The sequence below is a fragment of the Haloarcula sp. Atlit-47R genome (assembly GCF_003665985.1).
Taxonomy (GTDB): domain Archaea; phylum Halobacteriota; class Halobacteria; order Halobacteriales; family Haloarculaceae; genus Haloarcula; species Haloarcula taiwanensis.
The window spans coordinates 58,420-84,189 of sequence record NZ_QPLQ01000003.1; the positions used below are offsets into that span (position 1 = coordinate 58,420).

At 61.1% G+C, this 25,770-nt stretch carries 22 protein-coding genes; 9 read left to right on the forward strand and 13 right to left on the reverse strand.

Annotation, left to right across the window (positions count from 1 at the left end; all coding sequences use genetic code 11):
* Positions 1–8: 8 nt before the first annotated feature.
* Positions 9–3,173: a GAF domain-containing protein gene (locus DVK00_RS12540; RefSeq protein ID WP_121577798.1), complete on the reverse strand. Its 3,165-nt coding sequence runs from the start codon at positions 3,171–3,173 to the stop codon at positions 9–11.
* Between the two features lie 555 nt (positions 3,174–3,728).
* Here DVK00_RS12540 and rdfA point away from each other — a divergent pair.
* The 6 genes from rdfA (at position 3,729) to DVK00_RS12570 (ending at position 10,261) form a co-directional block, all read left to right on the forward strand.
* Positions 3,729–4,376 carry a rod-determining factor RdfA gene (rdfA, locus tag DVK00_RS12545; protein WP_101351678.1) on the forward strand — a complete coding sequence of 216 codons (648 nt, stop codon included), beginning with the start codon at positions 3,729–3,731 and terminating at the stop codon, positions 4,374–4,376.
* Positions 4,373–6,163, forward strand: a complete 1,791-nt coding sequence (locus DVK00_RS12550) for an archaea-specific SMC-related protein (protein WP_121577799.1) — start codon at positions 4,373–4,375, stop codon at positions 6,161–6,163. Before rdfA ends, DVK00_RS12550 begins: the two co-directional genes overlap by 4 nt.
* A gap of 156 nt (positions 6,164–6,319) precedes the next feature.
* On the forward strand, positions 6,320–7,144 hold the full coding sequence (locus DVK00_RS12555) for a hypothetical protein (RefSeq protein ID WP_121577800.1): 825 nt from the start codon (positions 6,320–6,322) through the stop codon (positions 7,142–7,144).
* 471 nt (positions 7,145–7,615) lie between these two features.
* The gene (nadE, locus tag DVK00_RS12560; protein ID WP_198560271.1) at positions 7,616–8,464 is read left to right on the forward strand and encodes an NAD(+) synthase; all 849 of its coding nucleotides are present in this window, start codon (positions 7,616–7,618) and stop codon (positions 8,462–8,464) included.
* A 145-nt stretch (positions 8,465–8,609) separates the two neighbouring features.
* A complete protein-coding gene (locus DVK00_RS12565) occupies positions 8,610–8,807 on the forward strand; it encodes a 30S ribosomal protein S17 (protein ID WP_101351682.1) in 198 nt (65 codons plus the stop codon).
* 119 nt (positions 8,808–8,926) lie between these two features.
* Complete coding sequence (locus DVK00_RS12570; protein ID WP_101351683.1) at positions 8,927–10,261, forward strand: 5'-deoxyadenosine deaminase; 1,335 nt, start codon at positions 8,927–8,929, stop codon at positions 10,259–10,261.
* A gap of 20 nt (positions 10,262–10,281) precedes the next feature.
* Here DVK00_RS12570 and DVK00_RS12575 read toward each other — a convergent pair whose 3' ends face one another.
* Genes DVK00_RS12575 through yqeC form a run of 3 tightly spaced genes read right to left on the reverse strand, consistent with a single transcriptional unit; the run spans position 10,282 to position 12,140 of the window.
* Positions 10,282–10,662: a Rid family detoxifying hydrolase gene (locus tag DVK00_RS12575; protein ID WP_101351684.1), complete on the reverse strand. Its 381-nt coding sequence runs from the start codon at positions 10,660–10,662 to the stop codon at positions 10,282–10,284.
* 32 nt (positions 10,663–10,694) lie between these two features.
* A complete protein-coding gene (locus tag DVK00_RS12580; RefSeq protein WP_121536939.1) occupies positions 10,695–11,312 on the reverse strand; it encodes a nucleotidyltransferase family protein in 618 nt (205 codons plus the stop codon).
* A gap of 42 nt (positions 11,313–11,354) precedes the next feature.
* On the reverse strand, positions 11,355–12,140 hold the full coding sequence (gene yqeC / locus DVK00_RS12585; RefSeq protein WP_121577801.1) for a selenium cofactor biosynthesis protein YqeC: 786 nt from the start codon (positions 12,138–12,140) through the stop codon (positions 11,355–11,357).
* A 94-nt stretch (positions 12,141–12,234) separates the two neighbouring features.
* Here yqeC and DVK00_RS12590 point away from each other — a divergent pair, with 94 nt between their 5' ends.
* Entirely contained in the window at positions 12,235–12,483 is a 249-nt protein-coding gene (locus DVK00_RS12590; protein WP_011222658.1) for a sulfurtransferase TusA family protein, read from the forward strand.
* Positions 12,484–12,485: 2 nt separating this feature from the next.
* On the forward strand, positions 12,486–13,523 hold the full coding sequence (selD, locus tag DVK00_RS12595; protein ID WP_101351687.1) for a selenide, water dikinase SelD: 1,038 nt from the start codon (positions 12,486–12,488) through the stop codon (positions 13,521–13,523).
* A 17-nt stretch (positions 13,524–13,540) separates the two neighbouring features.
* On the opposite strand, the gene yqeB is transcribed toward selD, so the two are convergent.
* From yqeB to DVK00_RS12640, 9 genes are all read right to left on the reverse strand, one after another.
* Positions 13,541–15,121, reverse strand: coding sequence for a selenium-dependent molybdenum cofactor biosynthesis protein YqeB (gene yqeB / locus DVK00_RS12600; protein ID WP_101351688.1), 1,581 nt, complete (start codon positions 15,119–15,121; stop codon positions 13,541–13,543).
* Entirely contained in the window at positions 15,118–15,363 is a 246-nt protein-coding gene (locus tag DVK00_RS12605) for a DsrH/TusB family sulfur metabolism protein (protein WP_101351689.1), read from the reverse strand. Before DVK00_RS12605 ends, yqeB begins: the two co-directional genes overlap by 4 nt.
* Positions 15,364–15,365: 2 nt before the next feature.
* Entirely contained in the window at positions 15,366–15,719 is a 354-nt protein-coding gene (locus DVK00_RS12610) for a DsrE family protein (protein ID WP_101351690.1), read from the reverse strand.
* On the reverse strand, positions 15,716–16,087 hold the full coding sequence (locus tag DVK00_RS12615; protein WP_101351691.1) for a DsrE/DsrF/TusD sulfur relay family protein: 372 nt from the start codon (positions 16,085–16,087) through the stop codon (positions 15,716–15,718). The genes DVK00_RS12610 and DVK00_RS12615 overlap by 4 nt, the downstream gene beginning before the upstream one ends.
* A gap of 101 nt (positions 16,088–16,188) precedes the next feature.
* Complete coding sequence (locus DVK00_RS12620) at positions 16,189–18,669, reverse strand: xanthine dehydrogenase family protein molybdopterin-binding subunit (RefSeq protein ID WP_121577802.1); 2,481 nt, start codon at positions 18,667–18,669, stop codon at positions 16,189–16,191.
* Entirely contained in the window at positions 18,666–19,235 is a 570-nt protein-coding gene (locus DVK00_RS12625; protein ID WP_101351693.1) for a (2Fe-2S)-binding protein, read from the reverse strand. The genes DVK00_RS12620 and DVK00_RS12625 overlap by 4 nt, the downstream gene beginning before the upstream one ends.
* A gap of 124 nt (positions 19,236–19,359) precedes the next feature.
* Complete coding sequence (locus tag DVK00_RS12630; RefSeq protein WP_101351694.1) at positions 19,360–21,810, reverse strand: xanthine dehydrogenase family protein molybdopterin-binding subunit; 2,451 nt, start codon at positions 21,808–21,810, stop codon at positions 19,360–19,362.
* The gene (locus tag DVK00_RS12635) at positions 21,803–22,357 is read right to left on the reverse strand and encodes a (2Fe-2S)-binding protein (RefSeq protein ID WP_101351695.1); all 555 of its coding nucleotides are present in this window, start codon (positions 22,355–22,357) and stop codon (positions 21,803–21,805) included. Before DVK00_RS12635 ends, DVK00_RS12630 begins: the two co-directional genes overlap by 8 nt.
* A 233-nt stretch (positions 22,358–22,590) precedes the next feature.
* A complete protein-coding gene (locus DVK00_RS12640) occupies positions 22,591–23,823 on the reverse strand; it encodes a Zn-dependent hydrolase (RefSeq protein WP_121577803.1) in 1,233 nt (410 codons plus the stop codon).
* Between the two features lie 149 nt (positions 23,824–23,972).
* On the opposite strand from DVK00_RS12640, the gene DVK00_RS12645 reads away from it, so the two are divergent.
* Positions 23,973–25,685 (forward strand): amidohydrolase family protein, encoded by a 1,713-nt coding sequence (locus DVK00_RS12645; protein ID WP_121577804.1) that lies wholly within the window; start codon positions 23,973–23,975, stop codon positions 25,683–25,685.
* Positions 25,686–25,770: the final 85 nt, after the last annotated feature.

Sequence of the window (25,770 nt, forward strand, 5' to 3'; positions counted from 1 at the left end):
TACAGACGCTAACTATCTAGATGCTGGGTCGTTCCACCTTCGCTAAACAATTGTTCGAGTAGTTTCCGGACAGCGACCCGAAGATGATGGCTAAACGTTGGTTGTGATATATCGAGTGTATCGGCGATCTCCTGTCCGGTCTTGTCTCGGGGAGATTGATAGAACCCGCTATAGTAGGCTGCAAGCAGGACCTCGAACTGTCGGGTGGTTAGCTGTGCCGTCAGCTCCGAGTGGAATGACTCGCGGGTCTGGACACCACGTTCCCGCTTGTGACGGCTCACGAGCTCGATATCTGGACACGAACGCCGTAATTCGGCTATGAGCTGGCGAATATCGACAGTCTGTGGGACCTCAAGCTGTATCTCTAGCGTCTCACCGTCGGACCGGAGTAACTGCGGGGCCCCTCCCTGCTCGGCGACTGTCAGTGCAAGCTGTGTTCCCGATACTGCCGCCTCGAACAACCTCGTGTCTTCTGTATCAGTCAAACACTCTAATCGCTCAAGTCGGGGGAGGGTGTCCAAACACGCTTGTAAGTCATCGGGGGAAGCGTCAGTGCTGAAAAACACGATACAGCTGGTCTCTCCCTGTGGAACGATACCCTCGAATGTGACCTCTGCATCGGCGATGCCCGCGATCCGATGAATGATATCGTCGGACTCCGTTGCTTCCAACTGGAGTTCGACGGCCCGATCTGCGACGAGCCCTTGCTTCGTTTCAATACTATTAATGGCGTATCCGACGGTCTCACTCACCTCTTCGAGTACCGACTGTGTCGGCAGATCGAAAGTGTCCGGCGTTTTCGCGTATACGGTCAGGATGCCGTAGGAGAGTTGCTGATAGCTAAGTGGAATACTGACGACTGACTGGAACCCTCGTTCCAGTAGCCGTCGTTGCCACCCTTTGCCCCTGAGGCCGTCCGCGATGTTGTTGTTCAGCGTCTGTTCGTTAGTCCGGGCTGTCTGGACTGCTGGTGGAGGCGGCGTCTCATTCGAGGGTGTGCGGGATTCTTGCAAAAAACCACGGTCGGTTCCTGCCCACGTCCGTGGTGTGACTCGATCGTTATCGGATTCGTATTCGCCGATCCAGGCAAACGAACAGATGTCTGACGCGACCAACTGATCACACACCGCTTGCTCTATTTCGGAGCGACTGTCTGCCCTGAGCACTCGCTCGTGAATTTTCTGGCTTAGCTCCGTCAACCGATTCATCTGCTCAAGCTGAACCGTCTGTTGCTCAAGATCGCGCTGCCTGTCCTCGAGTTCCGTCTCGTAGGTTAGCCTATCGAACGCCGTTCGAATCGTCGCCCCGAGGAGCTCTGTAATCCGGTGCGTCTGGGTATCGAACACGCCGCCGGTGGTGTCACCTGCCCGAAGGACGCCGTGGTCCCCCAGCGGGACGAACACGGCTTTCCCGTCAGCTATGGCCTGTTCATTCGCATCACTGGTCGACTCCTCGTCACGTACTATCGTTTCTTCGGCGAAAAAGGCCGAACTCACAGGGCTATCGTCGTCCGCCGGAATCGCTCTGTGCCCTTCGGTATCCGTGGCCGCAAGCGGGCGGAAAGCGTTCGTATCGCTGTCGAACGTATACAGCACAACCTCGGGGAGCCCGATGATATCGCGCGCCCGGGAGACGACGATCTTCGCGGCTTCCTCTTCCGATGTCACACCCAAGAGGTCCGTTGCCGTTTCGTACAACTGCGTAAAGCCCATCTCCGCCCGCTGTGTCTGTAGTTCGTTTCCGACCCACTTGCTCAGCAGGTCTACGAGTGTCACGTCCCAGTCCGAGAACCCGGTTCCGCTGCCCCCAGATCCGTAGAAACAGAGCGTCCCGTAGATACTCTCGCCAACAGTGAGTGGCGTCCCGAGGTACCGATTGACTTCGCCGTCCCATATGTGGTCTCGACCACTGCCGCCACATTCGGCATTGATATCTGTCATCACGACCGTCTCTTCGCTCGTAATAACCTTCGCACAGGGCGTTTCTGACAACGGAATGGTCCCTCCCGAAAAGATCGTTTCGTCAGGTGTCTGAAGCACTTCGAAACCGTATTCCATCCCATTGATCTGCGACAGCGTCGCATACTCGGTTCCCAGTACGCTGCGGCCCACTTGCATGAGTTCAGCTATCTGTTCTCGTAGCGCCCCTTCTCGCGTGGTGAACACTTCGGTAATCGTCCGCAGGACCTCTTCGCGCATTTCGAGCTCGGCACGCGTGGCTGTTGAATGGAGCCCGTCAGCGACGATCTCCGCAAGCTCTGACAGCACGGTCTGCTCCGCCTCGTCAAAAGCGTATGGTGTGTCCGCGTATATCGAAATGACACTCGGCACTGATCCCGTGTACTGGATCGGGAGGACGATCATCGATCGGAAACCGTACTCCGATGCGAGCTCGCGCCAGGGCTGGCCCGACGATTCGACCCGGATGTCGGACATCACCTGATGTTCGCCGGTTTCGATAGCGTGGCCGAACGGCCCGTCGTCGAACGCCGAGCGGCCGTATTTAGAGAGCATTGCTTCGACGTATTCGAAGGCGTCCCCACCGCCCGCAGTGGGGACGATATCACCCGATTCGTCCTTCTCGCCAATCCAGGCGAACTGGTAGGCGTCCGAACTGGTAAGAATCTCACAGACGGCTTCTTTGATTTCCTCTGCTGTAGAGGCCCGTAGTACCTGCCGATTAATCTCCCGGAACAGTGAGTTAATCCGTGATAGCCGCGCAGTTTCTCGGCGGAACCGGTATGACTCGACCGCGTTCTCGATTCTGTTCGTGAGCACTGCGTATTGCTCCGGACCGCCACCTTTGACGAAGTAATCAGTGACGCCAGCGGAAACCGCTTCGCTGGCGAGTTTCTCGCTCCCTTGGCCTGTCAACAGAATAAACGGGAGGTCTCCGTTAGACTGTCGCACCGTCTCTACGAACTCAATCCCGTCAGTCTCGGGCATCTCGTAGTCACTGACGATGCAGTCGATCGACTCGGAATCGAAGTAGCTGAGTGCATCCTCGACACTTGCGGCCTCGATGACATCGATACGGTCGTTTTCGTGTTCCAGCAGCTCCGCTGTCGTCCGCCGGAACTCCCCGTAGTCATCGACTAACAGTACCTTGATTCTCGAAGCGACCGTCCCACTGTCCGCTGATGCCGGCCCGGTTTCACCGGCCAACTTCCGCATACTACATCAATTACGAGACAGAGGGTATAAACGTTTGACTTGGTTACAACGCCGCCATGATTCTACGTCTGCTAGCAGCTGTCTCTCTTGGAAAAGTCGGCTCCTGACAAGCAAGTGAACAGTTCTTATCGTTTAGAATGTGTATGGATACGACAACTTTCGCACCAGTGGCTCTAGTTGACCTCTCCTCTCAGACCGGTCTCTGTCTGGAAATCTTGGAAGACTCAAAGTACCCTTTCATTATCCATTTCCGGTGAGTGGTGGTCTGTCTTCAATACAGCCTTTCTGCGGAAGGTGACTGAAAAACGAATACGGTATCGCGTATTGCGGACGTGTACTAGTGCCGCTAACACATCAGGTAAAATTCATTACCGAATACATAACACATATATTACATCGATGGTGGCTGGCAGACAAACTCCGTCTTTATTTTTGTAGCTCAGTGTCAAAATCACACACTAAGGGTGTATCTTTTTATATGGAGCGTCGACGCACAGCAGACTGTGGCCACGCGCCGTCAAAAACTATTACTGAGCAGGCCGGAACAACTGGACAATGGCTGCTGACTCCGGTTGCAAAGTAGACGCGGTCATCGACAAGTACGCGTTGGCGTCGGCAGACCCCGTCTATGACTCCCTCGACGATGGGCTGCTCGCACGCTGGACTGGTGCTGATGACCGAACCGAAATGGGGTATCGGTCGTTGACAGCGTGGTTCAACAAACGACTTCTTAAACAAGTCTACACTGAACACGGGCGTGACGCCCTCGATACCCGCATAGACAGTGACTACGAGACATTACGGGGCAAAGACGATCTGCAACGAGACGAACTGATAGAGCGACTCCAGGCGACTGGCATTCCGGGTGCATCGATCCGCAATGACATGGTTTCGTGGGGGACGATGCGGACGCATCTCAACGAGTGCCTCGACGGGGAAAAAGAGCCCCGGGAGGCAACAAAGAACTGGGAGCGCGAAAGTGTGGCAACGGCCAAAACTGTCGCCGAACAGAAGGCCGAAACAGCATTGTCTTCGCTCGCGAAGAAGGGCGATATCGACGGCGGTGACACCGCGGAGATAGAGGCTCAGATACAACTCGGATGCCCGGATTGTCCGACCCGTGTTCCGTTTGCTGTCGCACTTGAGCGTGGGTACGTCTGCAAGCAACACCGGAGCGCGAACCTGTCAGCACACAACTCATGAGCTGGACCATCGAAATCGAACGAATCGCGGGGATACTCGACGGATCGGCGACGATAGAACCGGGACTGAATGTTGTCCGTGGCTCAAACTGGCAGGGGAAATCGAGCTTCATCGAATCTATCAAGACGGCCCTTGGCACTTCTACTGAACTGACTGAAGGGGCGGATGACGGTGCGGTGCATCTCGAAACGCCAACCGGTGCCTACGATGTGACGCTCAGCCGTGAGAACGGTACCGTGGTCCGACGGGGTGAACCGTATCTCAGTGACGAGTACGACGTGATCCGCGCTGAACTGTTTGCGTGCCTGGACGAACGAAACGAGGTCCGCCGTGCCGTCCGAGCAGGAGAGAACTTGGAGGACGTGCTGTTGCAGCCGCTCGACTTCCAGAATATCGACTCACAGATCGAGACGTTACAGCGGGAGCGCGAACAGATTGAAACGGAACTCACGCAGGCTCGCGAAGCGAAAAAGCGGATTCCAAGCGTTCAGGAGAAAGTGATACGACTGGAAGACGAAATCGAAGACCTGCGGGCCAGACGCGAGACAATCGACGACGAGGCGGGAAGCGACGACAGCTCTGAGTCCGTGCGCCGACAGCTCAGTCAAGCACGGACTGAACAGAATCAGGCCAAGAACCGCGTCGAACGACTGGAGCAAAGTATCGAGCGGACGGAACAGCGTCTCTCTGACCGCAAAGACGCCCTCGACGCCCTCGAAATCCCGGAGTACGATGATATTGAAGACAGGCTCTCGGAGGCGCGGGAACGGCTCTCGGAGGTGGAGCGCGACGCTGAGGTGCTCCAGTCTGTGTACTCGGCCACCGAGATGGTACTCAGCGAAGACCGGCTCGACTTGCTGGCCGAGGTGGAGCGGGATATCGCCGGGGACACCGTCGCCTGTTGGACCTGCGGCAGTGAGACCACACGAGCAGATTTGTCTGACCAACTGGACACAATCGGAAGCGAACTCACAGCGCTTCGCGCACAGAAGGAGACCTACCGAGATACTGTCGAGGAACTGGAAACACAGCGCGAGGAAATTAGTCAGGCTCGCCGGCGAAAGGCCGATTTAGAAGAAGATATCGCTGAGTTGAAAACGACGCTGGCCGACCGGAAACAGAGCCTCGATACAGCCAGAAACAGGCTTGAACAGGCTCAAGAGGACGTAGAGCGGCTTTCCGACCACGTTGATGCGGCTGTGGCGGAGCTTTCGGATGTCGAAAGTGAGATCAAGTACCGCGAGGCTGAGCTCGAAGACACTGCCGACGAACTGGCGCAGCTCGAAACGAGAGCGGCCCGCGTCGACACGCTCGAGACTGAGCTCGAATCGCTCCGGGACGACCTCGCGGAACTTCGAAACCGGAAAGACCGAATCAAGCGTGAGTCACGGGAAGCGTTCGACACCGCGATGCAGGACATCCTCTCCCGATTTGGGACGGGGTTCGAAACGGCTCGCCTCACCGCTGACTTCGATATCGTGGTCGCTCGCGACGGCCAGGAAGCGAGCTTAGATGCCCTCAGCGAAGGGGAACTCGAACTCATCGGCTTTGTAGCAGCGCTGGCCGGCCGCCAGTCGTTCGACGTTAGCGACACTGTCCCGCTCATGCTCGTTGACGGGCTGGGTGGTCTCGATGACGACAATCTGCACACCCTCATCGAGTACTTGCGGCAGGGCACCGAGTATCTAGTATTCACTGCGTACCCGGAATACACTGCGTTCGACGGACGCGAGATCGACCCGACACAGTGGTCTGTTGCGAACGAGAAAGCGGCGTCGGCTGACTGAGTTCTCTCGCCCTTGAATCTCATTATCGACGCCCAGTCTCTTGCTCGGCTGCACACCGCTGTTGTCTGAGAAACGACTGGACACTCCTAGGTGTAACTCAAGTTTTAGGACAATTATACAAAGGAACTATGGGTGTTTGGCATACTCTTCCGCCAAATGGCGAGCATACGGGTAAAAGACTGGACAAAAGAAAAGCTGAGAAAGATACGGAACGCGGAGTCGCATTCATCGTACGATTCGGTTATCAAAACAATACTGAAAGACCGCAAAATCGCGAAGTACGCGGACGAGGACTCCAACACTGCGATAGGCGAGTCCACCCAGTCACAGGATGCGGACATCGACAAAGCGTTCGACGACCTGACTGTGCTGGCGGAACTGACTGGGAGTCACGACGATGTGTTGTTCCTGTGGTGTCCAAACTGCGGGAACGAACTCGTCCATCTCACAGCCGAGCGGCCGCTTGGTCTTTCTGTGTTTGAGATGGAGTGCCAGCGGTGTCTCACCCACCTTGACAGCCAAGCCATCGTAGCTATCGAGTTGCGGTATCCAATCGAACAAAAGATGATCGAGGGACAGCTCGGGGCGGATCTCAAATCCTGCGTGATGGACTACTGGGACCGGACACTGAAGACGGCAACTACTGAGACGGTCGAAACAGAGCCTTCCGCTGCCCGTCTTGTCTGGCAGTTCGACCAGTACCACAAGCAGTTCGACTGGGATTGTCCGACTGCTGTCCCGACCGTCAGCTTTGTTCCCGGCGTCACGTATCGCAACACTGTGACTGACGAGCGAATCGAAGCTGTCGAAGCTGTCACCGAGAACCGGAACGCGATGGACTCCTACAAAATCAGACGCTACACTGCGGACGGTGGTGTCATCTCGGACCAGCTTGACAGCAGTACGCTCGTCGACTGGATTGTCAACCGAGAGCTGGTTGTTACGGATAAGTCCATCGAAACGACCGAACTCACGACGTAGCGAACCGCGCGGTACCTGTCTTAGCTCATTGCCAGTGGATCTGGTCTATAGTAACACTGAAACGATTTACACACTTCGCACTGCCATCGTGCGATCAGGTGTGTATTGATTTCCAATGGCTACTATAGCTTTCAGAACTGGTCTGGCGGGAGCCGAGATGAGCGCCCTCTCCGAAAGGCCCCCTCTTCGCCCGATCCGGGATCTGCACTCTGTACAACACTCTGAGTACCGTGTAGCGTATCTCAACTCATATACCCGGACGGGTTCGACACTGAGTAGCATTCTCGGTATCCTAGTGGATATTCTCTCGTCGGATATAAGGAATATCGAGGCTTCCGAAGACACCCATGACGTTTGTCGACAACAGTTATACCGTACCAGTGACCTACGTCACAGTATGATTAGGCCGGTTGGATGCAGGCGTTTCGTTAGTCGCATCTCCGTGTGTCTGTCGGAGGCGGGAGCGTAGCAGTGAGTAAATCAACGCACCCTCGTACGCTCAAACTCCCGCGTGAGCAACACGGATTGGCGACGTCGACGGCAGCGACGAGACGGATACAGGGGATTCTCCCAGCGTTTCTGGAAAAGAAGCTCATCGACGCGGAGGCCAATGGACTTGTCGTGCCCCTTGACGGCAGTGTCGAATCGGCGGTTGCGGCGGCATTGGCCGTCGACGGCATCGGGGCCGAACACGTGACTGGACTCGTGATGCCGGTACAGTTAAGCGACGAAGGACCTGCCCGGACGGCTGAAACCGTCGCGTCGCTGCTTGACATCGACTGTCACCGAATCCATCTGCAGCCAGTGCTTACGGCGTTCCAACGAGCCGTCGGTGAGACCGGTGAGCCGACCGACGACCTCGTGGCGATGCAAAACGCCAGCGAGCGCGTCCGAATGGCGTGTAAGTACTACGTCGCAAACAGCAAAAATGAGCTGGTCGTCGGGACGGTCTCACGGACTGACCGGCTGCTGGGCTCCGTTGCGAAACACGGCGAGAACGGCGTGGATCTCTCACTGTTTGGCGATCTCTATCGGACTGAGATCGAGTCCCTGGCTGCTGCACTTGCGGTCCCATCGGACCTCCTCAACCAGTCCACACATCCGGTGAAAGACACTGGTGCAACCGATGCCGCGGAACTGGGCATAGACCAGCAAGCTCTCGATAGCATCCTCCACTTCGCGATTGATAGAGACTATTCCGCGTCGATGGTGGCCGACAAAGTCGGTGTTGGCGAATCTGTCGTCGAGCGTACGATTCAGTGGTGTGCCAGCACGCGCCACAAGCGACACACGCCGCCAAAGCCGTCGATGGATACCTGACACTTTCATCCGTCGGCCTGTGATGTATTGCGCCACCCCGGGGGCCGCAAATCTCCCGCAAGAGGGATGGCCAACAGTATGAGACACGCCGTGGTACGTCTGTGAGCAAAGCAGTTAACAGCTATACTCCGCGATTCTCACACCCATGCAGGCCGACCCCCAGGAGATAATCGACACCGGCGACAGGCTACTGTCTGAGTATCCCGAACTGTTTACTGAGCAGTACGAGACAAACACTCGACTCGTTCAGCGACTTGCCAGCGTGGATTCGTTTCGTACCCAGACCCGACTCACCAGATACATCACCCGTGAGAAACGGACACGAAACGGCCCGAAAACGTGAGACCACCGCGAACCACACGCGACACACGGAGTGCCACACGTCTGTGCCCGGCTTGTCTGCACTCGGTGGTCGCCCCTATATGAGGACCTTCTTTATACAGAGACCGTCTTGCAGAACGTATGCTACTCACTGGGACTGTCGTTGCAGATTCCGAGACTGTCCTGCAGGACGGGGCGGTCGTCGTCTCCGGGGACCGTATCGAGGCTGTTGGTTTACGGGCCGAACTCGAATCGCAGTACGCCGATCACGAACACCAGTCCTACGACGTGTTATTGCCGGGACTCGTCGGCGGCCATATCCACTCCGTACAGAGTCTCGGCCGCGGCATCGCCGACGACACGGAACTGCTCGACTGGCTGTTCGACTACATTCTGCCGATGGAAGCCTCCCTGACCGCTGCGGAGATGGAGGTCGCGGCGAAACTTGGCTATCTGGAAATGATCGAAAGCGGGACCACGACCTGTATCGACCACCTCTCGGTCGCACACGCGGACCGCGCTTTCGAAGCAGCGGGCGAGATCGGTATTCGTGGCGTGCTCGGTAAGGTGCTGATGGACCAGCGCTCACCGGACGGCCTGCTAGAGGAGACACAGGCCGCACTGGACGAATCCGAGCGACTCATTCAGCAGTATCACGGTGCCTACAACGACCGGATCCGGTACGCCGTCACCCCGCGTTTTGCCGTCTCCTGCAGTGAGGCCTGTCTCCGGGGCGTGCGCGAACTGGCGGATAAATACGACGGCGTCCGCATCCACACCCACGCCAGTGAGAATCAGAGCGAAATCGAGACGGTGAAAGAGGATACCGGGATGCGCAACATCCACTGGCTCGACGAGGTGGGACTCACCGGCGAGGATGTGGTCCTTGCGCACTGTGTCTGGACCGACGAGAGCGAGCGCGAAGTCCTCGCTGAGACGGGAACCCACGTCACACACTGCCCGTCATCAAACATGAAACTCGCCAGCGGCATCGCGCCCGTCTGGGACTATCGCGACCGCGGTATCAACGTCGCTATCGGCAACGACGGCCCGCCCTGTAACAACACGCTCGACGCATTCACCGAGATGCGACAGGCGAGTCTCCTCCAGAAAGTCGACCAGCTGGACCCGACGGTGACGCCGGCGGCAGAAATCTTCGAGATGGCGACGCGAAACGGCGCGAAAGCCGCTGGGTTCGAGGAACTCGGCGCGATTCGGGAGGGATGGCGCGCTGACATCGTCGGTCTCGATACGGACCTCACGCGCGCGACGCCGCTGCACGACGTGCTCTCCCACCTGGTGTTTGCGGCACACGGCGACGACGTTCGGTTCACGATGGTCGACGGGAACGTCCTCATGGAACACGGTGACGTAACGACTATCGACGCCGACGCCGTCCGCTCTCGGGCCTCGACGATGGGGCTGGAGATGGACCTCGAAGACGAGCGCAAGTCCGCACAGGAACAAAAGCCCTGAGTGGCCCTCGGCGGGTGCCCTTACTCGCTCGTTGCGATGGCTTCGATTTCGACGCCGACACCCTTTGGCAGGTTAGCGACCTCAACTGCGCTCCGGGCCGGCGGCGCGTCGTCGAAGAAGCCAGCATATGTGTCGTTCATCGCCTCGAAATCGTCGATATCGTCGAGATAGACGGTCACCTTCAACACATCGCTCATTGCAAGCCCCTCGGAAGCCAGCACCGCTTCGACGTTCGATAGCGCCTGTTCGGCCTGTGTCGCTATCGGTTCGTCGTCGAGCAGGTCGCCGTCGGGCGTCATCGGAATCTGGCCCGCGGTGAACACGAGCGAGCCGTTCGTCGTTGCCTGACTGTACGCGCCGACCGCATCGGGAGCATCGGTCGTGCTGAGTATCCGTTTCATCAATCTGGAGTTCCACCATCAGCATCTTAAATTCACAGGCCGTCGCGGCGGTCGGTGAACTCGGCACGGTCTGCAGCAGTGTCGATATCCCAGTGGATGCCAGGGTCTGCAACATCGATGAACGCTGTCTCCTCGTTGGCTTCGATGACGTCTCGGCCACCGCGGTCGCCGGAGACCGAGGCGAGGGCATCGAAGTGGCAGCCGTCGAAAAGCACCGGATTACCCCGCTGCCCATCGTATTTGGGAACGACAATGCTTGCCGAGCCTGTACGGTACGTTTCGATAAGTGTCTCGATGGTTTCGACGCGTACGAACGGCATATCGCCAAGCAGGAACAGGGCGGCGTCCCAGTCGGCCGAACGGGCGAACTCGACGCCGTGTCGAACTGATGCACTCTGGCCTGCCGCGTAATCGCTGTTGTGGCGGTGGGACAGCGAGAGTCCATTGAGCGCCTCAGCGACAGCCTCGTCCTCGTAGCCGAGGACGGCGACAACGTCCGTCAATGATGATTGGCTGGCGGTTTCGGCCACCTGTCGGACGACCGCCGTTCCGTCGATAGTCGCCAGCAGTTTGTTACCCGGTCCATACCGTGCGCTCCGACCAGCGGCGAGGATAACACCGCCGACTCCGGAATGGTCCTGACAGTTCATACTTACCTTCCTCTCGAACCGAGACTGGCTGTTTCCACGAAGTCAGCCATCGCTCTCTTCCTCTTGCAGATCTGCTGCTGAGACGACTTCACAGATATCGGAGGTGAACGACGTGATGACGCCCTGAGAACACCGCTTCGTCTGTGAAAGCGAGTACGTGAGTACGTCTCTGGCGGTCCGCTGCTGTGGCTCGGTATCCGCTTTGTTGATTAACGGTATCACAGACGCCCCGGCTGGCGCGTTTCGGAGGCCACCGTCGGGATGTGTGAGCACTGTTCCGACAGCGTCTGGCGTGATCGTCTCGCCAACATTGATATCGGTGATGTCCGCGACCCGCTCCGGCCGATGGACCACATCCGTCGTCAGCGGTTCACCGACGGCGGTGACCGAGGCGACCGGGACGACGTGGCTGGCCGTGCTCGGGACGACTGGCTCCCCATCTCCAGGTGCTTTGAACTCTCGCTTGCGTGCCCCGTCAGCCTTGATGAGGAGCCAGTCGAACAGTCCAACACTGGATAGTTGTTCTACTATACTCGCCTCCAATCCGCGAACCTTCCGGTCAACTCGCGCCGGGTCGGGTACTTCCTCGCGAGCGACGGCAATTGGTGGGTCGTGTGCTTCGAGGTCAGCGCGCCACGCGTCCGGATCGATGAGCGTCAGCGGCAGGTCAGACGGCGGTGGCATCGCCGTTGTCGTCGTGTAGCCCACGTCGTACCTCTCGTCGGTGCCCTCCACCGTCAACTGTCCCATCGCGGTTTTCTTTCCGCCGGCCCCGACAAAGGCGACAGCGGCGCTGGACCCCAAGCCCAGCGCAGCAGCCAGATGCATACGGTCGCTCCGCGGAAGACACACAAATAGCTTACCGGGGCAACGGTATGTGGCGGCGATAGTGTTTTTGTGACATGATGACACACGTACCGGTATGGCTCGCGTAGACGTTCGTGGTGAAATCTGTCCCCGTCCGGCGCTTATCGTCCGACAGGCGCTTTCGGATCTCGATACCGGTGAGACGCTCGTCGTGCGGGGCGATTACCCCCCCGCTGAAGAGAATCTCCGGAGGATGTGTACGACGCACGGTATCGACGTGACGACAGCGGAGACCGCTGGCGAGTCCGACGAGTTCGAACTCGAACTCCGGGTGACCGAGATGGCGTCGCTATCGGAGGCCTGAGTGTGGGAACCGACGCTCCGACTGCGGACGACGAGACGACGCGCCTGACGGAGTACACCGAACTCCACGGCTGTTCCTGCAAAGTCGGCCAGAGCGACCTCGATTCGCTGCTCGCCGATGCCGGCCTCACCGGTGAGAACGACTCGTTGCTGTTCGGCATCGGCGAGGACGCCGCTGCCCGGAAACTTACCGACGATATCGCGTTGGTTTCGACGGTGGATTTCTTCACACCTATCGTCGACGACCCGTACGACTTCGGTCGTATCGCCGCTTGTAATGCCGCTAGCGATGCGTTCGCTACAGGTGCGGTCGAGAACATCGACTGTCTGGTCACTCTCGGCCTCCCGCGAGACGTAACCGAGAGCGCAGCGCCCATCCTCGCCGGCATGGCTGACGCGCTGGACACGATGGACGGCGTCATCGCTGGTGGCCACACCATCATGAGTCCGTGGCCCTTCGCCGGCGGAGCGATTTCGGCGACAGCACGACCCGACGCCCTGCTCACTTCACACGGGGCTAGCCCCGGCGACCGACTCTACCTGACCAAACCGCTCGGGACGCAACCGGCGATGGGGGCGACCCGCGTAACCGACGAGCAGTTCGTTGAGATAGTCACCGACGCCGCTGAGCGCCCGCTCGACAGTATTGCTTCGGAAGCCATCGCGTGGATGACGACTACGAACCGGGACGCAATGGTCGCGTGCCGCGAATATGCAACCGCCGCAACCGACATTACCGGCTTCGGCCTCGCCGGCCAGAGCCGCGTGATGGCCGCCCGCTCGAATGTCGGTATCGAACTGACGCACCTCCCGGTCATCGCAGGAACGCCCGGTCTCTCGACGCTTTTCGGATACGGGCTAACTGACGGAGAGAGCGCGGAGACCAGCGGCGGCCTGTTCGTCTCCGTCCCACCGGCTGCGACTGCTGCCGTCGAATCGGCGTTCGACGACGCCGGCGTGTTCTATCGAGCTGTCGGCCGCGTTACGGCCGGACGCGGCGTCACGATTGACGACCCGACTATTGAAGAAGTTCGTTCATAACGTCAAGTAGGAGCCTGCTACCGCAACCGGAGCACTGCCTCCAGCACCCCACCGCCGAGACACAGTGCCTTGTCGGAAATCTTCGTTGGGTCGACAGACTCGCCACGGGGATCGACGTCGCCGAGCTTAGTGCCCTCACTGACGCTGAGGCCGTCGTGAACGAGGCCGCGAACCAGCCCGTCTATCTCTGTCTCGACCGGCAGTTCACCGACCGTGCCGACCACATCGCCGGCTGTGACAGTATCGCCGATGGCGACCGTGGGGGTCCACTCACCGTCGGTCGGTGCACGGAGCACCCGCTCGTGGGTGTAGCCGCGCCGCTCGCCGGGCTCGCCGTCGTACTCGCTCGCTGCCCCCTCGTAGAACACCCGGCCGAGCTCGTGCCCGCGGTCGGTCTCGACGACCGCGTCCACGTCCTCGCCGGCCTCGAAACCGGGTCCCATCCCAATCACTACGTCGGCGTCTCCCCGTCGCGTGCCGGTGTCGAACGTCCCTTTCGCCATGATAGCATCGACGAGGACTGCAGCGTTGAGTTCGTCGGCGACGGCCGCCTCAGGGTCGACGAGGACCGGGACGACATCGTCGGCAAGCAGTTCAAGCGCCTCGTCGATGTCCGCTGCTGCCCGGCCAGTGAGTCCCTCGACCGTCACTTCGTCTTCGTACAGTGCAGCGCCGAAGGCGACTGCCCGCCGGACTACCGTTGGCTGTTCGACCTCTGTGACGATAACCGGAAAGCCAGCCTGCTGCAGGCGATAGACCACGCCGCTCCCGAGGTCGCCGCCGCCGCGGACGACGACTAGGTCGTCGAGGTTCAGTCGTGTCGACCGCTTACCGGTGGCGTCGTGGCGGTCCATGGTGACCTCGGAGAGGATCGAGAGCGCGACGGCGGCCGGGCCGCTCCCGCCGAGGTCGAGTCCAACCGGAGTTCGGACCCGGCTGAGTTCCCGACGGGCGTAGCCCGATTCGGCGAGTGAGTCGAGGACGTGATTGGCCTTTGTCTCGCTGGCGACGAGGCCGACGTAGCCGGCCTCACCGTCCAGCGCCGCTGCGACGGCCTCCTGATCGAACGTCCCGCTTCGCGTCGCGACAGCCACCGCCGTCTCCGTCCCCATTGGGAGGTCGCCGAGCACGTCGCCGTAGCCGCCGTGAATTACGTCCGTCTCGTCGGGGAACTGCCCCGGATCGGCGTACGCCTCGCGGTCGTCGACCACGGTGACGGCGTAGCCCAGTCGCTCGGCCAGCGGGGCCAGTTCGACGCCGACGTGGCCGCAGCCAGCGATATAGAGCCGTGCCTGCCCGCGAACCCGGTCGATGAACACGTCCATCTCGCCGCCACAGACCATTCCCGTGTTGCCGCCGGGTTCGAGTTCGTACGTCCGGACGCCGGGGTCGTCGGCTCCTGAAAGCACTGACCGGGCGTCCTGTACGGCGAGATGCTCGACCGTGCCCCCTCCGATGGTCCCGTACTCGTCGTCGCCTGTGACTATCATCTTGTCCCCTACGTCTCGCGGTGCGCTGCCGTCCTTGCGGACGATAGTCAGGAGTGCTGCCGGTTCTCCCTGCGCGGCCAGTTCGTCGAGCCGTTCGAACAGACTCATACGAAGCTCTTGACCTCCTGTTCGACGAGGCACTCGACCACGTCGTCGTAGGATATCCGGTCGATGTCCGGCGGGAGTGAAACGCCACGCACGTCTACGTCTCTCGCGACCGCTGAGACGGAGGCGTCGATATCCGGCGTGAGGTAGACGCCGTCCTGAATCAGCACGACGCGTGCCTCGGGGTCCCCGGCGGCGGTACGCAGCCCGATTTCCGCCATCGGTTTGTCGATGAGATACAGCATTGTCAGAAGTCCAGTGTTCGGTCGGCGTCACGGATGCGGGCGGTAACGCGGTCGTCCGACCAGACGGCCACGTCGTCGTCGATTTCGCTCTTTTCGATACTGCGCTCGGCCATCGCCGCGCCGTCCGCGACCATCTGTCCGTCCTGTTCTTCCAGATCGGCGACGTGCCCGCTCATGTTGAGCGCGTTGCGGTCGACGGCCTCCCGAGCGCCGTACACGCCGTCCTGTGTGAATATCACGGTCACGTCGTGCATGTCGAAGCCGGCCGCGATACCACGGGCGGCGCGCAGCCCCTCCGGGATATGGACACGTCCACACGGCGCACGGGTAAGCAGGACGACGACATCCTGTTTCATAGCGAGACCACCCGGTCGACCTCGCCGATGATGTCCGCAAGGTCCGGCAGCAGTCCGACTTCGACGCCATCGGGGTAGTCGGCGGGCGCGTCAATGCCGCGTGCGTCGACACAGAGTCCACAGCAGATAACCTCCGCGCCGTCCGCGATAAGTTCCTGAAACTTCTCTGTCGGCATCTCGTCGTACAGCCCGCTGTCCGAACAGCCCGGCAGGGTCTGGTCCGCGACAGGAACGAGCGCGCCGTCGAGGTAGTGGAAGTAACTCACCTCGTGACCCTGGTCCAGCGCCGCCCGCCCCAGTTCGTAGGCGGTACGCCACCGCTCACTGTCGAAGGGACCCCCTGTCAGCAGAAAACCGATGTACGCCATACTGTCGAGGTTTTCCCGACCAGCTCTTAATAGTTTGCTCGACACACCGAAAAAACACTCCGTGTGTGATATTACACGGAAGAAAACTGCCCGAAACAAACCTATCTACCATCGGCAGACTGGTCGTCGAGTGCCGCCTTCAGGTCGTCTGCAGTGAACGGTAGCTCGGTCAGCCGAACGCCGACGGCGTCGCGGATCGCGTTCGAAAGCGCTGGCGGGACCCCGTTTGTCGGGAGTTCCGCGATAGACTTCGCGCCGAACGGACCCGTGGGTTCGTGTGTTTCCACGAGAATGGTCTCCATTTCTGGGTGGTCCGTCGTCCGCGGCATCCCGTACTGTCGAAAGCCGAGTACTTCGGGGTTCCCGTCCTCGTCGAAGGTCAGGTCGCCGCTCGTGGCGTATTCGAGGCTCATGTGCTCACCGCCCTCAATCTGGCCTTCGACCAGCGCGGGGTTGATGGCGACGCCGCAATCCGCCGCGAACACCAGTCTGTTGAGTTCGTACTCGCCGGTCTCCGTATCGACAGTCACGTCGACGAACTGCGCACCGTACGGCGGTGGACTCTCGTCGGTCGAGTGGTTGCCGTCCCCGAGGATGTGTTCGCGCTCGTCGTCGCCGTAGGCGGCCTCGTAGCCGATCTCTGCCAGCGAGACGCGGCTCCCGGTCTGCTCGCTGTACACGCCGCCGTCGCCGGTGTCGAGCGCTTCCGGGGGCTCGTCGAGCAGTTTCGACCCCCATTCCAGCACCCGCTCTTTCGCGTCTTCGGCGGCCTTCTTCACCGCTCGACCGCTGATGTACGTCGTCGAGGAGGCGTACGCGCCGTAATCGAACGGCGTCAGGTCGGTGTCGGCGGCGATGACGACGACATCGTCCGGCGTGCAGCCCAGCACCTCTGCGGTAATCTGGGAGAACATCGTGTCCGCGCCCGTGCCGGTGTCGACGCCGCCGACCTGCAGGTGGAAACTCCCGTCCTCGTTCATCTGCACCTGTGCCGCGCCGAGTTCCTTTCCCGCGACGCCGCTTCCCTGGGCGATGAGCGCCATGCCGACCCCGCGCTTGCGGTGGTCCTCGTCAGGCTGTTCGAGGTCGTCGTAGCCAATAGCTTCCTTGCCGCGCTTGACGCACTCGCGGATGCCACACGAGCGAATCGTCCGGGTGAACCGGTCATCGTCTTTCAGAATGGCGACGCTTCGGTCGCGGTCACCCTCCCGAACCGCGTTCTGGAGACGGAACGCGATGGGGTCGAAGTCGAGGCGGCGGGCCACCTCGTCCATGTGTGCCTCAACGGCGAAATGGCCCTGCGGCGCGCCGTACCCTCGCATGGCTGCCCCCATCGGAAGGTTCGTATGCACCACATCACCGGAAAAGCGGACGTTCGGGACGCGTGGATAGAGCGGGAGCGGCTTCGTTCCGACGTTGTTCGCGACGGTCATACCGTGGGTCCCGTAGGCCCCTGCGTTCGACAGCGTATAGAGGTCCATTGCCTCGATGTCGCCGTCGTCAGTCACTGCGGTCTGCATCCGCATCCGCATCGGATGTCGAAAGCGAAGCGCGGTGAACTCCTCCTGTCGGCTCATCTCCAGTTTGACCGGCCGGTCGGCTGCCAGATGCAGTGCGAACGTTATCGGCTCGATTGCCATCTCCTGTTTTGACCCGAATCCAGCGCCAATTCGCGGTTTCTTCACCCGCACGTCACGGATGGGAATGTCGAACAAGTGGGCTATCTGGCGACGGGTGTGAAAGGGGACCTGCGTCGCTGTGATGAACGTGTGCCGGTCGTCCTCGTCCGTGTACGCGATGGTCGTGTGCGGTTCCGGAACGCAGTGGGACTGGTACGGTGTCTCCCACTCTGTCTCGATGACGTGCCGGTCGTCTTCACTCTCCGCTCGTTCGAACGCCGCGTCAACGTCACCGAGTTCCCCTTCGAAGTGTGATTCGACGTTTCGGCTGTAGTCTGCGCCTGACTGCTTGTTCTCCACGTCGTCGGCTTCGAACAGTTGGGGCGGGTCCTCGTCGAGTGCTTCTTCAGGATCGAAGACGGCGTCCAGTTCCTGGTACTCGACTTCGACTTTCCGTGCGGCTCGGTCGGCCGTTTCCGGGTCGTCAGCTGCCACTGCGGCGACCGGGTCACCGACGAAGCGGACGTGTTCACGCAACACTTTCAGATCCCACGGACTCGGCTCGGGGTAGGACTGTCCCGAACTGGAGTACAGCTTGTCCGGAACCACGTCGTCGAACGGCGTGATGACGGCGTCGACGCCGTCCATCGCCTCGGCGTCGCTGGTGTCGACTGATTCGACGTAGCCGTGAGGGATGTCACTGCGAATCACTTTCCCGTGAGCGAGGTCCGGGAACCGGTCCCGGTAGTCCGCCGTGTAGCGGGCCTGCCCGGTGACAATTTTCCGTGCGTCGTCTTTCTCTTCGTTCACGGTAATCGCGTCGCGCTCGGATTCGGCTTTCCGGTCGGGTTCGCGTGCGATGTCTGCCGCTGCCTCCTTCTCGGCTTCGGCAGACTCCGCTGCCTCTCTCTCTGTCCTGTCGGGCTGCTCGCCTGTCTCCTGGACCCGGTCGGAATCGCTCACTGCTCGCCCTCCATGCAGCCGCAGTCGGTGCGTGAACACGTGGCCTCGGTGGTGACGCCGTCGTCGCTATCGAGTGCCCGTCCACCGTCCGCGGCGACGGCTGTCCCGCTGTCCATCTTTTCGGCGGCGTCCAGCACCGCTTCGACGATTTTCTTGTAGCCGGTGCACCGACAGAGATTGTCCGAGAGCGCTTCCCGAACCTCCTGTTCGGTCGGGCCCGGGTTCGCTTCCAGTAGCGCCGTCGAGCGCATAATCATTCCCGGAATGCAAAACCCACACTGGAGCGCAGTATTCTCCACGAATGCCTGTTGCACCGGATGCAGATCGTCCTGTGTACCAAGCCCTTCGATTGTCTCGACGGATGCGTCCTGCACTTTCGTCAGCGGCTCGACGCAGGCTTTCACCGGCTCCCCGTCGACGTGTACCGTACAGAAGCCGCACGCGCCGGTGTCACATCCCCGCTTCGCGCCGGTGTACCCGTTCCGTCGAAGGACATCGAGAAGCGAATCGGATTTCGATGCGTCGACAGTCCGTTCCACACCGTTAATTTCCAGTTCGATTTCCATATGGCTCATCAGCTCGCTGGCTATGTCAGGTACGTGACGAACAGAACGATAAATAGCTATCGCGGATTTGCGATATGGCACGCCGCCACACCGGGTTTTGCCGTGACTGGCACTCCGTCCCGAGTCAGGGGTTGCGCTCGTCCAGCTGTGCCTTGATTTTCTCGGCGGTAATGGGCATCTCCCGGACACGGACGCCGACGGCGTCCCGGACGGCATTTGACAGCGCGGGCGGGACTGTGTTCGTCGGGACTTCGGCGACCGATTTCGCGCCAAACGGCCCGGTCGGTTCGTGGGTCTCGACCAGAATGGACTCGATGGGCGGCGTCTCAGTCGCCGGCGGCAGGCCGTACTCGTCGAAATCAGCTACCTCTGCCCGTCCCTCGTCGTCGAGCGTGATGCCCTCGCTGACGGCCATCTCGTAACTCATGTGATTCGCGCCCTCGATCTGGCCCTCGGCCATGCCGGGGTTGATGGCGACACCGCAGTCGACGGCGACGACCAGTTTATGAACTTCGAACTCGCCGGTGGTCTCATCCACCGTCACGTCGGCGAACTGCGCAGCGAACGGCGGGGGACTCTCTTCGGTGCAGTGGCTCCCCTTCCCTAAGATGTGTTCGCGCTCGTCGTCGCCGTAGGCGGCCTCGTAGCCGATGTCTTCGAGTGTGACCGAATCGCTGCTGGCCTCGCTGTACACGGTCCCGTCGCCGGTTTCCAGCGCCTCGACTGGCTCCCCAAGCAGTTTCGATCCCCAGTCGAGAATCCGCGCTTTCGCATCCTCAGCGGCCTTCTTGACGGCCATGCCGCTGATGTACGTCGTCGAAGAGGCGTAGGCCCCGTAGTCGAAGGGCGTTACATCAGTATCGGAGGATTTGACGATTATGTCGTCCTCGTCACAGCCCAGCACCTCGGCGGCAATCTGGAGGAACGCCGTGTCAGCGCCCGTCCCGATGTCGACGCCGCCGACCTGCAGGTGGAAACTCCCGTCCTCGTTCATCATTATCTGAGCGGCCCCGAGTTCGTCGCCAGCGACGCCGGTCCCCTGTGCGGATAGTGCCATCCCGATGCCGCGGTGCAGGTGGTCCTCGTCGGGCTGTTCGAGGTCGTCGTAGCCGATGGCGTCCTTTCCGCGCTCGATACACTCGTCAAGGCCACACGAGCGGATACGGCGGTTCGCCCCCTCGCCGCCCATCATCCCCGCGATCTCGTCGAGGTCGCCGACTTCCATGTGATGCCGCCGCCGGAATTCGATGGGGTCGAGACCGAGGTCGCGGGCCACCTCGTCGAGATGGCCTTCCAGCGCGAGCGTGCCCTGTGGCGCGCCGTAGCCCCGCATCGCGCCGGTCTGTGGCGTGTTCGTGTGGACGATGTCCGCCTCGAAGCGGGCGTTGGGGACCTTCGAGTACAGCGGCAGGGGCTTGCTGCCGACGTTGCCCGCGACAGTCATGCCGTGGCTTCCGTACGCGCCGGTGTTCGACAGCGCGTAGATGTCGATTGCCTCGATGTCGCCGTCGTCGGTGACGGCAGTCTTCGCTTTGACTTTCATCGGATGGCGCGACCGCATCGCGTAGAACTCCTCCTCGCGGCTGGCCTCGTACAGGACCGGGCGGTCGGTGGCGAGCGAGAGCGAGAGCGGAATCGGCTCGACGACCATCGCCTGTTTCCCGCCGAAACCGCCGCCGACGCGGGGTTTCTGGACGCGGATGTCACGGATGGGGATGTCGAACAGGTGGGCGAGTTGTCTCCGGGTGTGGTTGGGAACCTGTGTGCTGGTGATGAGGACGTGGCGGTCGTCCTCGTTCGTGTACGCCAACGAGGTGTGTTTCTCGACGTTGGCGTGGGACTGCCGGATTGTCTCCCATTCGGTCTCGTGGACATGGGTCTCGCCGTCGAGCGCCGCGTCCACGTCGCCCAGTTCGCCCCCGATATGTGCCATCCGGTTGCGGTCGTAGTCGTGGCCGACAATTTCGTTTTCTACCTCGCCGTCCTCGAACAACTGCGGCGCGTCGTCGTCGAAGGCCTCCTCCGGGTCAGTGACGTAGTCGTCCTCCTCGTAGGACACCTCGATAGCCTCGGCGGCGGCGGACGCGGTCGCCCGGTTTTCCGCTGCGACGGCGGCAATCGGGTCCCCGATGTACCGGACGTGTTCGTTCAGCACGTGCATGTCCCACGGGCTCGGTTCCGGATAGGACTGTCCGGCGCTGGTGTATTTTGCGTCCGGCACTGCGTCGGATTCGGGTGTCAAGACCGCGTCGACGCCGTCCATTGCCTCGGCTTCACTCGTGTCGATGTCGGTCACGCGGCCGTGTGGGATGTCGCTCCGGACGACCGCCGCATACGCGAGATCTGGATATTGTTCCTCGTAGTCGGCGGTGTACTTCGCCTGTCCGGTGACGAGCTTCCGGTCGTCGTACTTTTCTGTCCGGTGGGAGACACTGGCCCGTTCGTCGGGTGCCTTGTCGTTGTTCTCGGGTTCGTCCCATTCGAGCGGGTGCTCTTCGGACTGCCCATCCTCGACAGCCTCGGACTGCGAGGCCGTCCCCCCGTCGGCCGTGGGTGTCTCGTCGTCGCTACTCATCGCAGCCACCTCCGCAGCAGCGGGTCGACTCGTTCCCATTCGGCGGCACAGTGGCCGAGTGGCCGCCGTCGGCGGCGACCGACTGCGCCCCGCGCATTCGCTCTGCCGCGTCGAGCACGGCTTCGACCGGCTTCTGATACCCGGTGCAGCGACAGACGTTGTCGTCTAGCGCCTCCCGGACCTCCCGCTCGGTTGGGTCTGGGTTCGAATCCAGTAGTGCCACCGCCTGAATAACCATTCCTGGGATACAGAACCCGCACTGGACGGCGAAGTTGTCGACGAACGCCTGCTGGACCGGGTGCAGGTCGTCCTGCGTCCCGAGCGCAGCGACGGTCTGTATCTCACTCCCATCGGCGTCCACTGCGGCCATTCCGCAAGCCATCCGGACGTCGCCGTCAACGAACACCTTCGATGCGCCGCAGGTTCCGCCGTCACAGCCACATTTCACGCCGATGTGACCGTGCTGTCTCAATACCGTCGCCAGGTCGTCCGCCGACCCGGCTTCGACTGTCGTCCGCTCGCCGTTGATTGTGAGTTCGATGTCCACAGAGGTCCCTCCAGTTTTTGGTATGCGATACGCACACGCGCCTCTTAGTGAACAACTGTACAGCACTCTCTCATATATGTATGCTTCACAGGTGCGTGATCGCAATATTGCCAGAAGAAATCACGGCCACGCCCCACTACAAGGCACTAGACTGACACAGCTACGACAGACGTGCGGGGTAATGTGTGGTATGTGCCATATCTGTGACAGATACTCTCTGTGACTGGACCCGCTCATTCGGCGGCCTTCGCCTGCACGGCGTTCAGCAGTACCTCTGCTCCGGTGACGATGTCATCCCACTCGGTAAACTCGCTCTCGCGGTGGCTAATCCCGTCGACGCTCGGGACGAAAATCATGCTCGTCGGGGCTATCTTGTTGAGGTAGTTCGCATCGTGGCCTGCGCCACTGACCAGCCGTGTGTACTCACAGCCGACCGTCTCGGCGGCCTCGACGACCGTGTCGAGGCAGTCCTGATCGAACGGGTCCGCATCGACTCGCATGATTTCCTCGATCTCGTATTCAAGGCCTTCGCGCTCGGCGGCGTGGCCAATCTCTTCTCTGATCTGTTCGACAGCCGCATCGACAACGGCATCGTCGTACGAGCGGAAATCAAGCGTGAAATCGACCGTCTCGGGGATGACGTTGATGGCGTTTGGCCAGACGTCGACGCTGCCGACCGTGCCGACGAGGTCCGTGCCTTCGGTCGCTGTGATTCGCCGCACAGCGCGGGTTACGTCCGCCGTCGCCACGAAGGCGTCGTGGCGCATATCCATCGGCGTCGGGCCGGCGTGGTTCGCCTGCCCCTCGAAGGTGACGTTCAGCCATGCAAAGCCGAACACGCCTTCGACAGCGGCGACTGGGATGTCCTGCTGTTCGAGAAACGGGCCCTGTTCCACGTGCATCTCAAAGTAGCAGTGGATGTCGTCGGCTTCACAGGGCGTTTCGCCCTTGTAGCCGATGCGTTCGAGTTCGTCGCCGAACCGCTTCCCGTCCTTGTCCTCGCGCTCGTACGCGTAGTCGAGATCGAAAATATCACAGTAGACGCCGCTGCCGAGCATATCCGGCTGAAAGCGGACGCCCTCCTCGTTACTCCAGGCGACGACCTCTAGCGGGCGTTCGGTCGTCACCCCGGCGTCGTTGAACGCCTCAATGACTTCCAGTCCACCGAGGACGCCGATAACGCCGTCGTACCGCCCGCCGCTGTACTGGCTATCGATGTGCGACCCGAACAGGACCGGCGCGGCGTCCTCCACCGCTCCGTCCCGCCGACCGAAGATGTTGCCCATCGTGTCGATACGGACCTCCAGCCCGGCCTCGCGGAACCACTCGACCAGCGTGTCCCGGGCCGCCTTGTTCTCGTCAGACAGGCTCGGCCTGTTCACGCCGCCTCGTTCCGTCGCGCCGATCTCGTTGAACGTATCGAAGCGCCGTCTGAACCGCTCGCTGTCGAGACTGACCGATGGCATTGGGTAGCTGTTCCGCGGTGTCGTCTTGAAGATTGCGTCGGGGTGGTGCCACACAGATTGACAGACGCAGTGTGGCACGCGCTCGCCCGCTGTGACACACGGTCGGGACCACCGAAAGAGCCAAACGACCGTTCCGCGAGTCGGCAGACATGACCGAGCCGAGTGTCGCGTCTATCGCGTTTCGAGACGCGCGGGTGCTGGACGGGAGCGGTCGCCCTCCGTTCACTGCGAGCGTGCGTGTCGCCGACGGTCGAATCGACGCTATCAGCGACGCCCCGCTGGACGCCGACCGCGTCGTTGACCTCAACGGGTTGTATCTCGCGCCGGGGTTCATCGACATGCACGCGCATTCGGAACTGCGGCTGTTCGGACATCCCGGGGCAAAGGAGAAACTGACACAGGGGATCACGACGGAAGTCCTCGGCCAAGACGGTGTCAGTGTCGCGCCGGTGCCGCCGAACCTCACCGACGAATGGGCACAACGGGTCAAATCGCTCGACGGCACGCTGGGCGAAACGTGGCCGTGGCACACCGTTTCCGGCTATCTTGAGGCACTTGAATCCGCCGAACCTGCCGTCAACTGTGCGTACTACGCCCCACACGGCAACATCCGGTCGATGCTGGCCGGATTCGAGGACCGCCCACTTAGCGGTGAACACGTTGTCGCCGCCGGGCCAGTCACCGGTCACCGGCTGGATAGACCAAAATCGGACCACGACACAGCGCCCGGTGAACTCGACGCGATTCGACAGGAGCTCGAAGTTGCGCTCGAAGAGGGCGCGTTCGGTATGTCCAAAGGGATGATATACCCGCCGAGTTCCTACGCTCGTGACGACGAACTGGTGGCGCTGGCGGACACTCTCGCCAAGCGTGACTCGTTTATGATCTCACACGTCTGGAACGAGACGGACCGCGTAGTCGAGTCCATCGACCGGTATCTGGACATCTGCCGACGCGGCGGCTGTCACGCCCACGTCTCCCATCTCAAGGTCGGCGGCCAGCAGAACTGGGGGAATTCAGAGGCTGTCCTCGACCTGTTCGACGATGCCGTTGCCCGTGGCCAGCGGGTCACCTTCGACCAGTACCCCTACACAGCCGGATCGACGATGCTCACTGCGCTGTTGCCGCCGTGGGCGCGACAGGGTGACTCGGAGGCCATCCGTCACCGTCTCAACTCCGCAGCAGTTCGGGACCGCATCGCCGCCGACATCTCTCAGCCGGGCGACTGGGAGAACCTCGCGTACGCCGCCGGCTCGTGGGATAACATCCTCATTACGCGGACGGGAAGCGGGCGCTATCAGGGTGAAACCATTGCCGACATCGCCGCGGAGGTCGACAGCGAACCGGTCGACGCGATGTGTGACCTGCTTGTCGCGGAAGAGTTGGACGTGACGATGGCGGACTTCGTGATGGCCGAGGAAGACATCGAGCGGTTCCTCGCCGACGACCGCGGCACGTTCTGCACCGACGGCATCTTCGGCGGGAAACCCCACCCGCGGGCCATCGGAGCGTTCGGCCGCATCCTCGAACGCTACGTCCGAGAGCGTGACGTGCTCTCGCCGGCACTGATGGCCCGCAAGGCCGCAGGCAACCCCGCCGACATCCTTGGTCTCAGGGACCGCGGTTACGTCCGCGAGGGATACGTCGCGGACCTCGTGGCCTTCGACCTCGATTCCGTGTCCGCGAACGCCACCTACGAGGAGCCGTTCCAGTACACCGACGGGATGGAGTACGTCCTCGTCGGCGGCGAAATCGCCGTCCGGGACGGCGAGCAGACCGGCGCTCGCAACGGCGCGGTGCTTCGCTCCTACGAGGAGTGGGGCGGTGGGACCCGTCCCGAACTCGACCGCGCCGACGAATAGCTGACTGACACGCTCTGCGCGCTGGTCGGTAGCTTCTCGGTCCGTGACGACGCGAAGCGAAAACCGAACCGCGAACCGGACCGCG

Coding starts and splice junctions, on each gene's coding strand:
- DVK00_RS12625 (WP_101351693.1), bottom strand. CDS start 19,235: ATGGAAATCGAACTGGAAATTAACGGTGTGGAACGGACTGTCGACGCA.
- yqeB (WP_101351688.1), bottom strand. CDS start 15,121: ATGAGTCTGTTCGAACGGCTCGACGAACTGGCCGCGCAGGGAGAACCG.
- DVK00_RS12575 (WP_101351684.1), bottom strand. CDS start 10,662: ATGAAACGGATACTCAGCACGACCGATGCTCCCGATGCGGTCGGCGCG.
- DVK00_RS12550 (WP_121577799.1), top strand. CDS start 4,373: ATGAGCTGGACCATCGAAATCGAACGAATCGCGGGGATACTCGACGGA.
- DVK00_RS12590 (WP_011222658.1), top strand. CDS start 12,235: ATGGCTCGCGTAGACGTTCGTGGTGAAATCTGTCCCCGTCCGGCGCTT.
- DVK00_RS12580 (WP_121536939.1), bottom strand. CDS start 11,312: ATGAACTGTCAGGACCATTCCGGAGTCGGCGGTGTTATCCTCGCCGCT.
- DVK00_RS12645 (WP_121577804.1), top strand. CDS start 23,973: ATGACCGAGCCGAGTGTCGCGTCTATCGCGTTTCGAGACGCGCGGGTG.
- DVK00_RS12630 (WP_101351694.1), bottom strand. CDS start 21,810: ATGAGTAGCGACGACGAGACACCCACGGCCGACGGGGGGACGGCCTCG.
- rdfA (WP_101351678.1), top strand. CDS start 3,729: ATGGCTGCTGACTCCGGTTGCAAAGTAGACGCGGTCATCGACAAGTAC.
- DVK00_RS12615 (WP_101351691.1), bottom strand. CDS start 16,087: ATGGCGTACATCGGTTTTCTGCTGACAGGGGGTCCCTTCGACAGTGAG.
- DVK00_RS12610 (WP_101351690.1), bottom strand. CDS start 15,719: ATGAAACAGGATGTCGTCGTCCTGCTTACCCGTGCGCCGTGTGGACGT.
- DVK00_RS12570 (WP_101351683.1), top strand. CDS start 8,927: ATGCTACTCACTGGGACTGTCGTTGCAGATTCCGAGACTGTCCTGCAG.
- DVK00_RS12605 (WP_101351689.1), bottom strand. CDS start 15,363: ATGCTGTATCTCATCGACAAACCGATGGCGGAAATCGGGCTGCGTACC.
- yqeC (WP_121577801.1), bottom strand. CDS start 12,140: ATGCATCTGGCTGCTGCGCTGGGCTTGGGGTCCAGCGCCGCTGTCGCC.
- DVK00_RS12565 (WP_101351682.1), top strand. CDS start 8,610: ATGCAGGCCGACCCCCAGGAGATAATCGACACCGGCGACAGGCTACTG.
- DVK00_RS12640 (WP_121577803.1), bottom strand. CDS start 23,823: ATGCCATCGGTCAGTCTCGACAGCGAGCGGTTCAGACGGCGCTTCGAT.
- DVK00_RS12540 (WP_121577798.1), bottom strand. CDS start 3,173: ATGCGGAAGTTGGCCGGTGAAACCGGGCCGGCATCAGCGGACAGTGGG.
- DVK00_RS12555 (WP_121577800.1), top strand. CDS start 6,320: ATGGCGAGCATACGGGTAAAAGACTGGACAAAAGAAAAGCTGAGAAAG.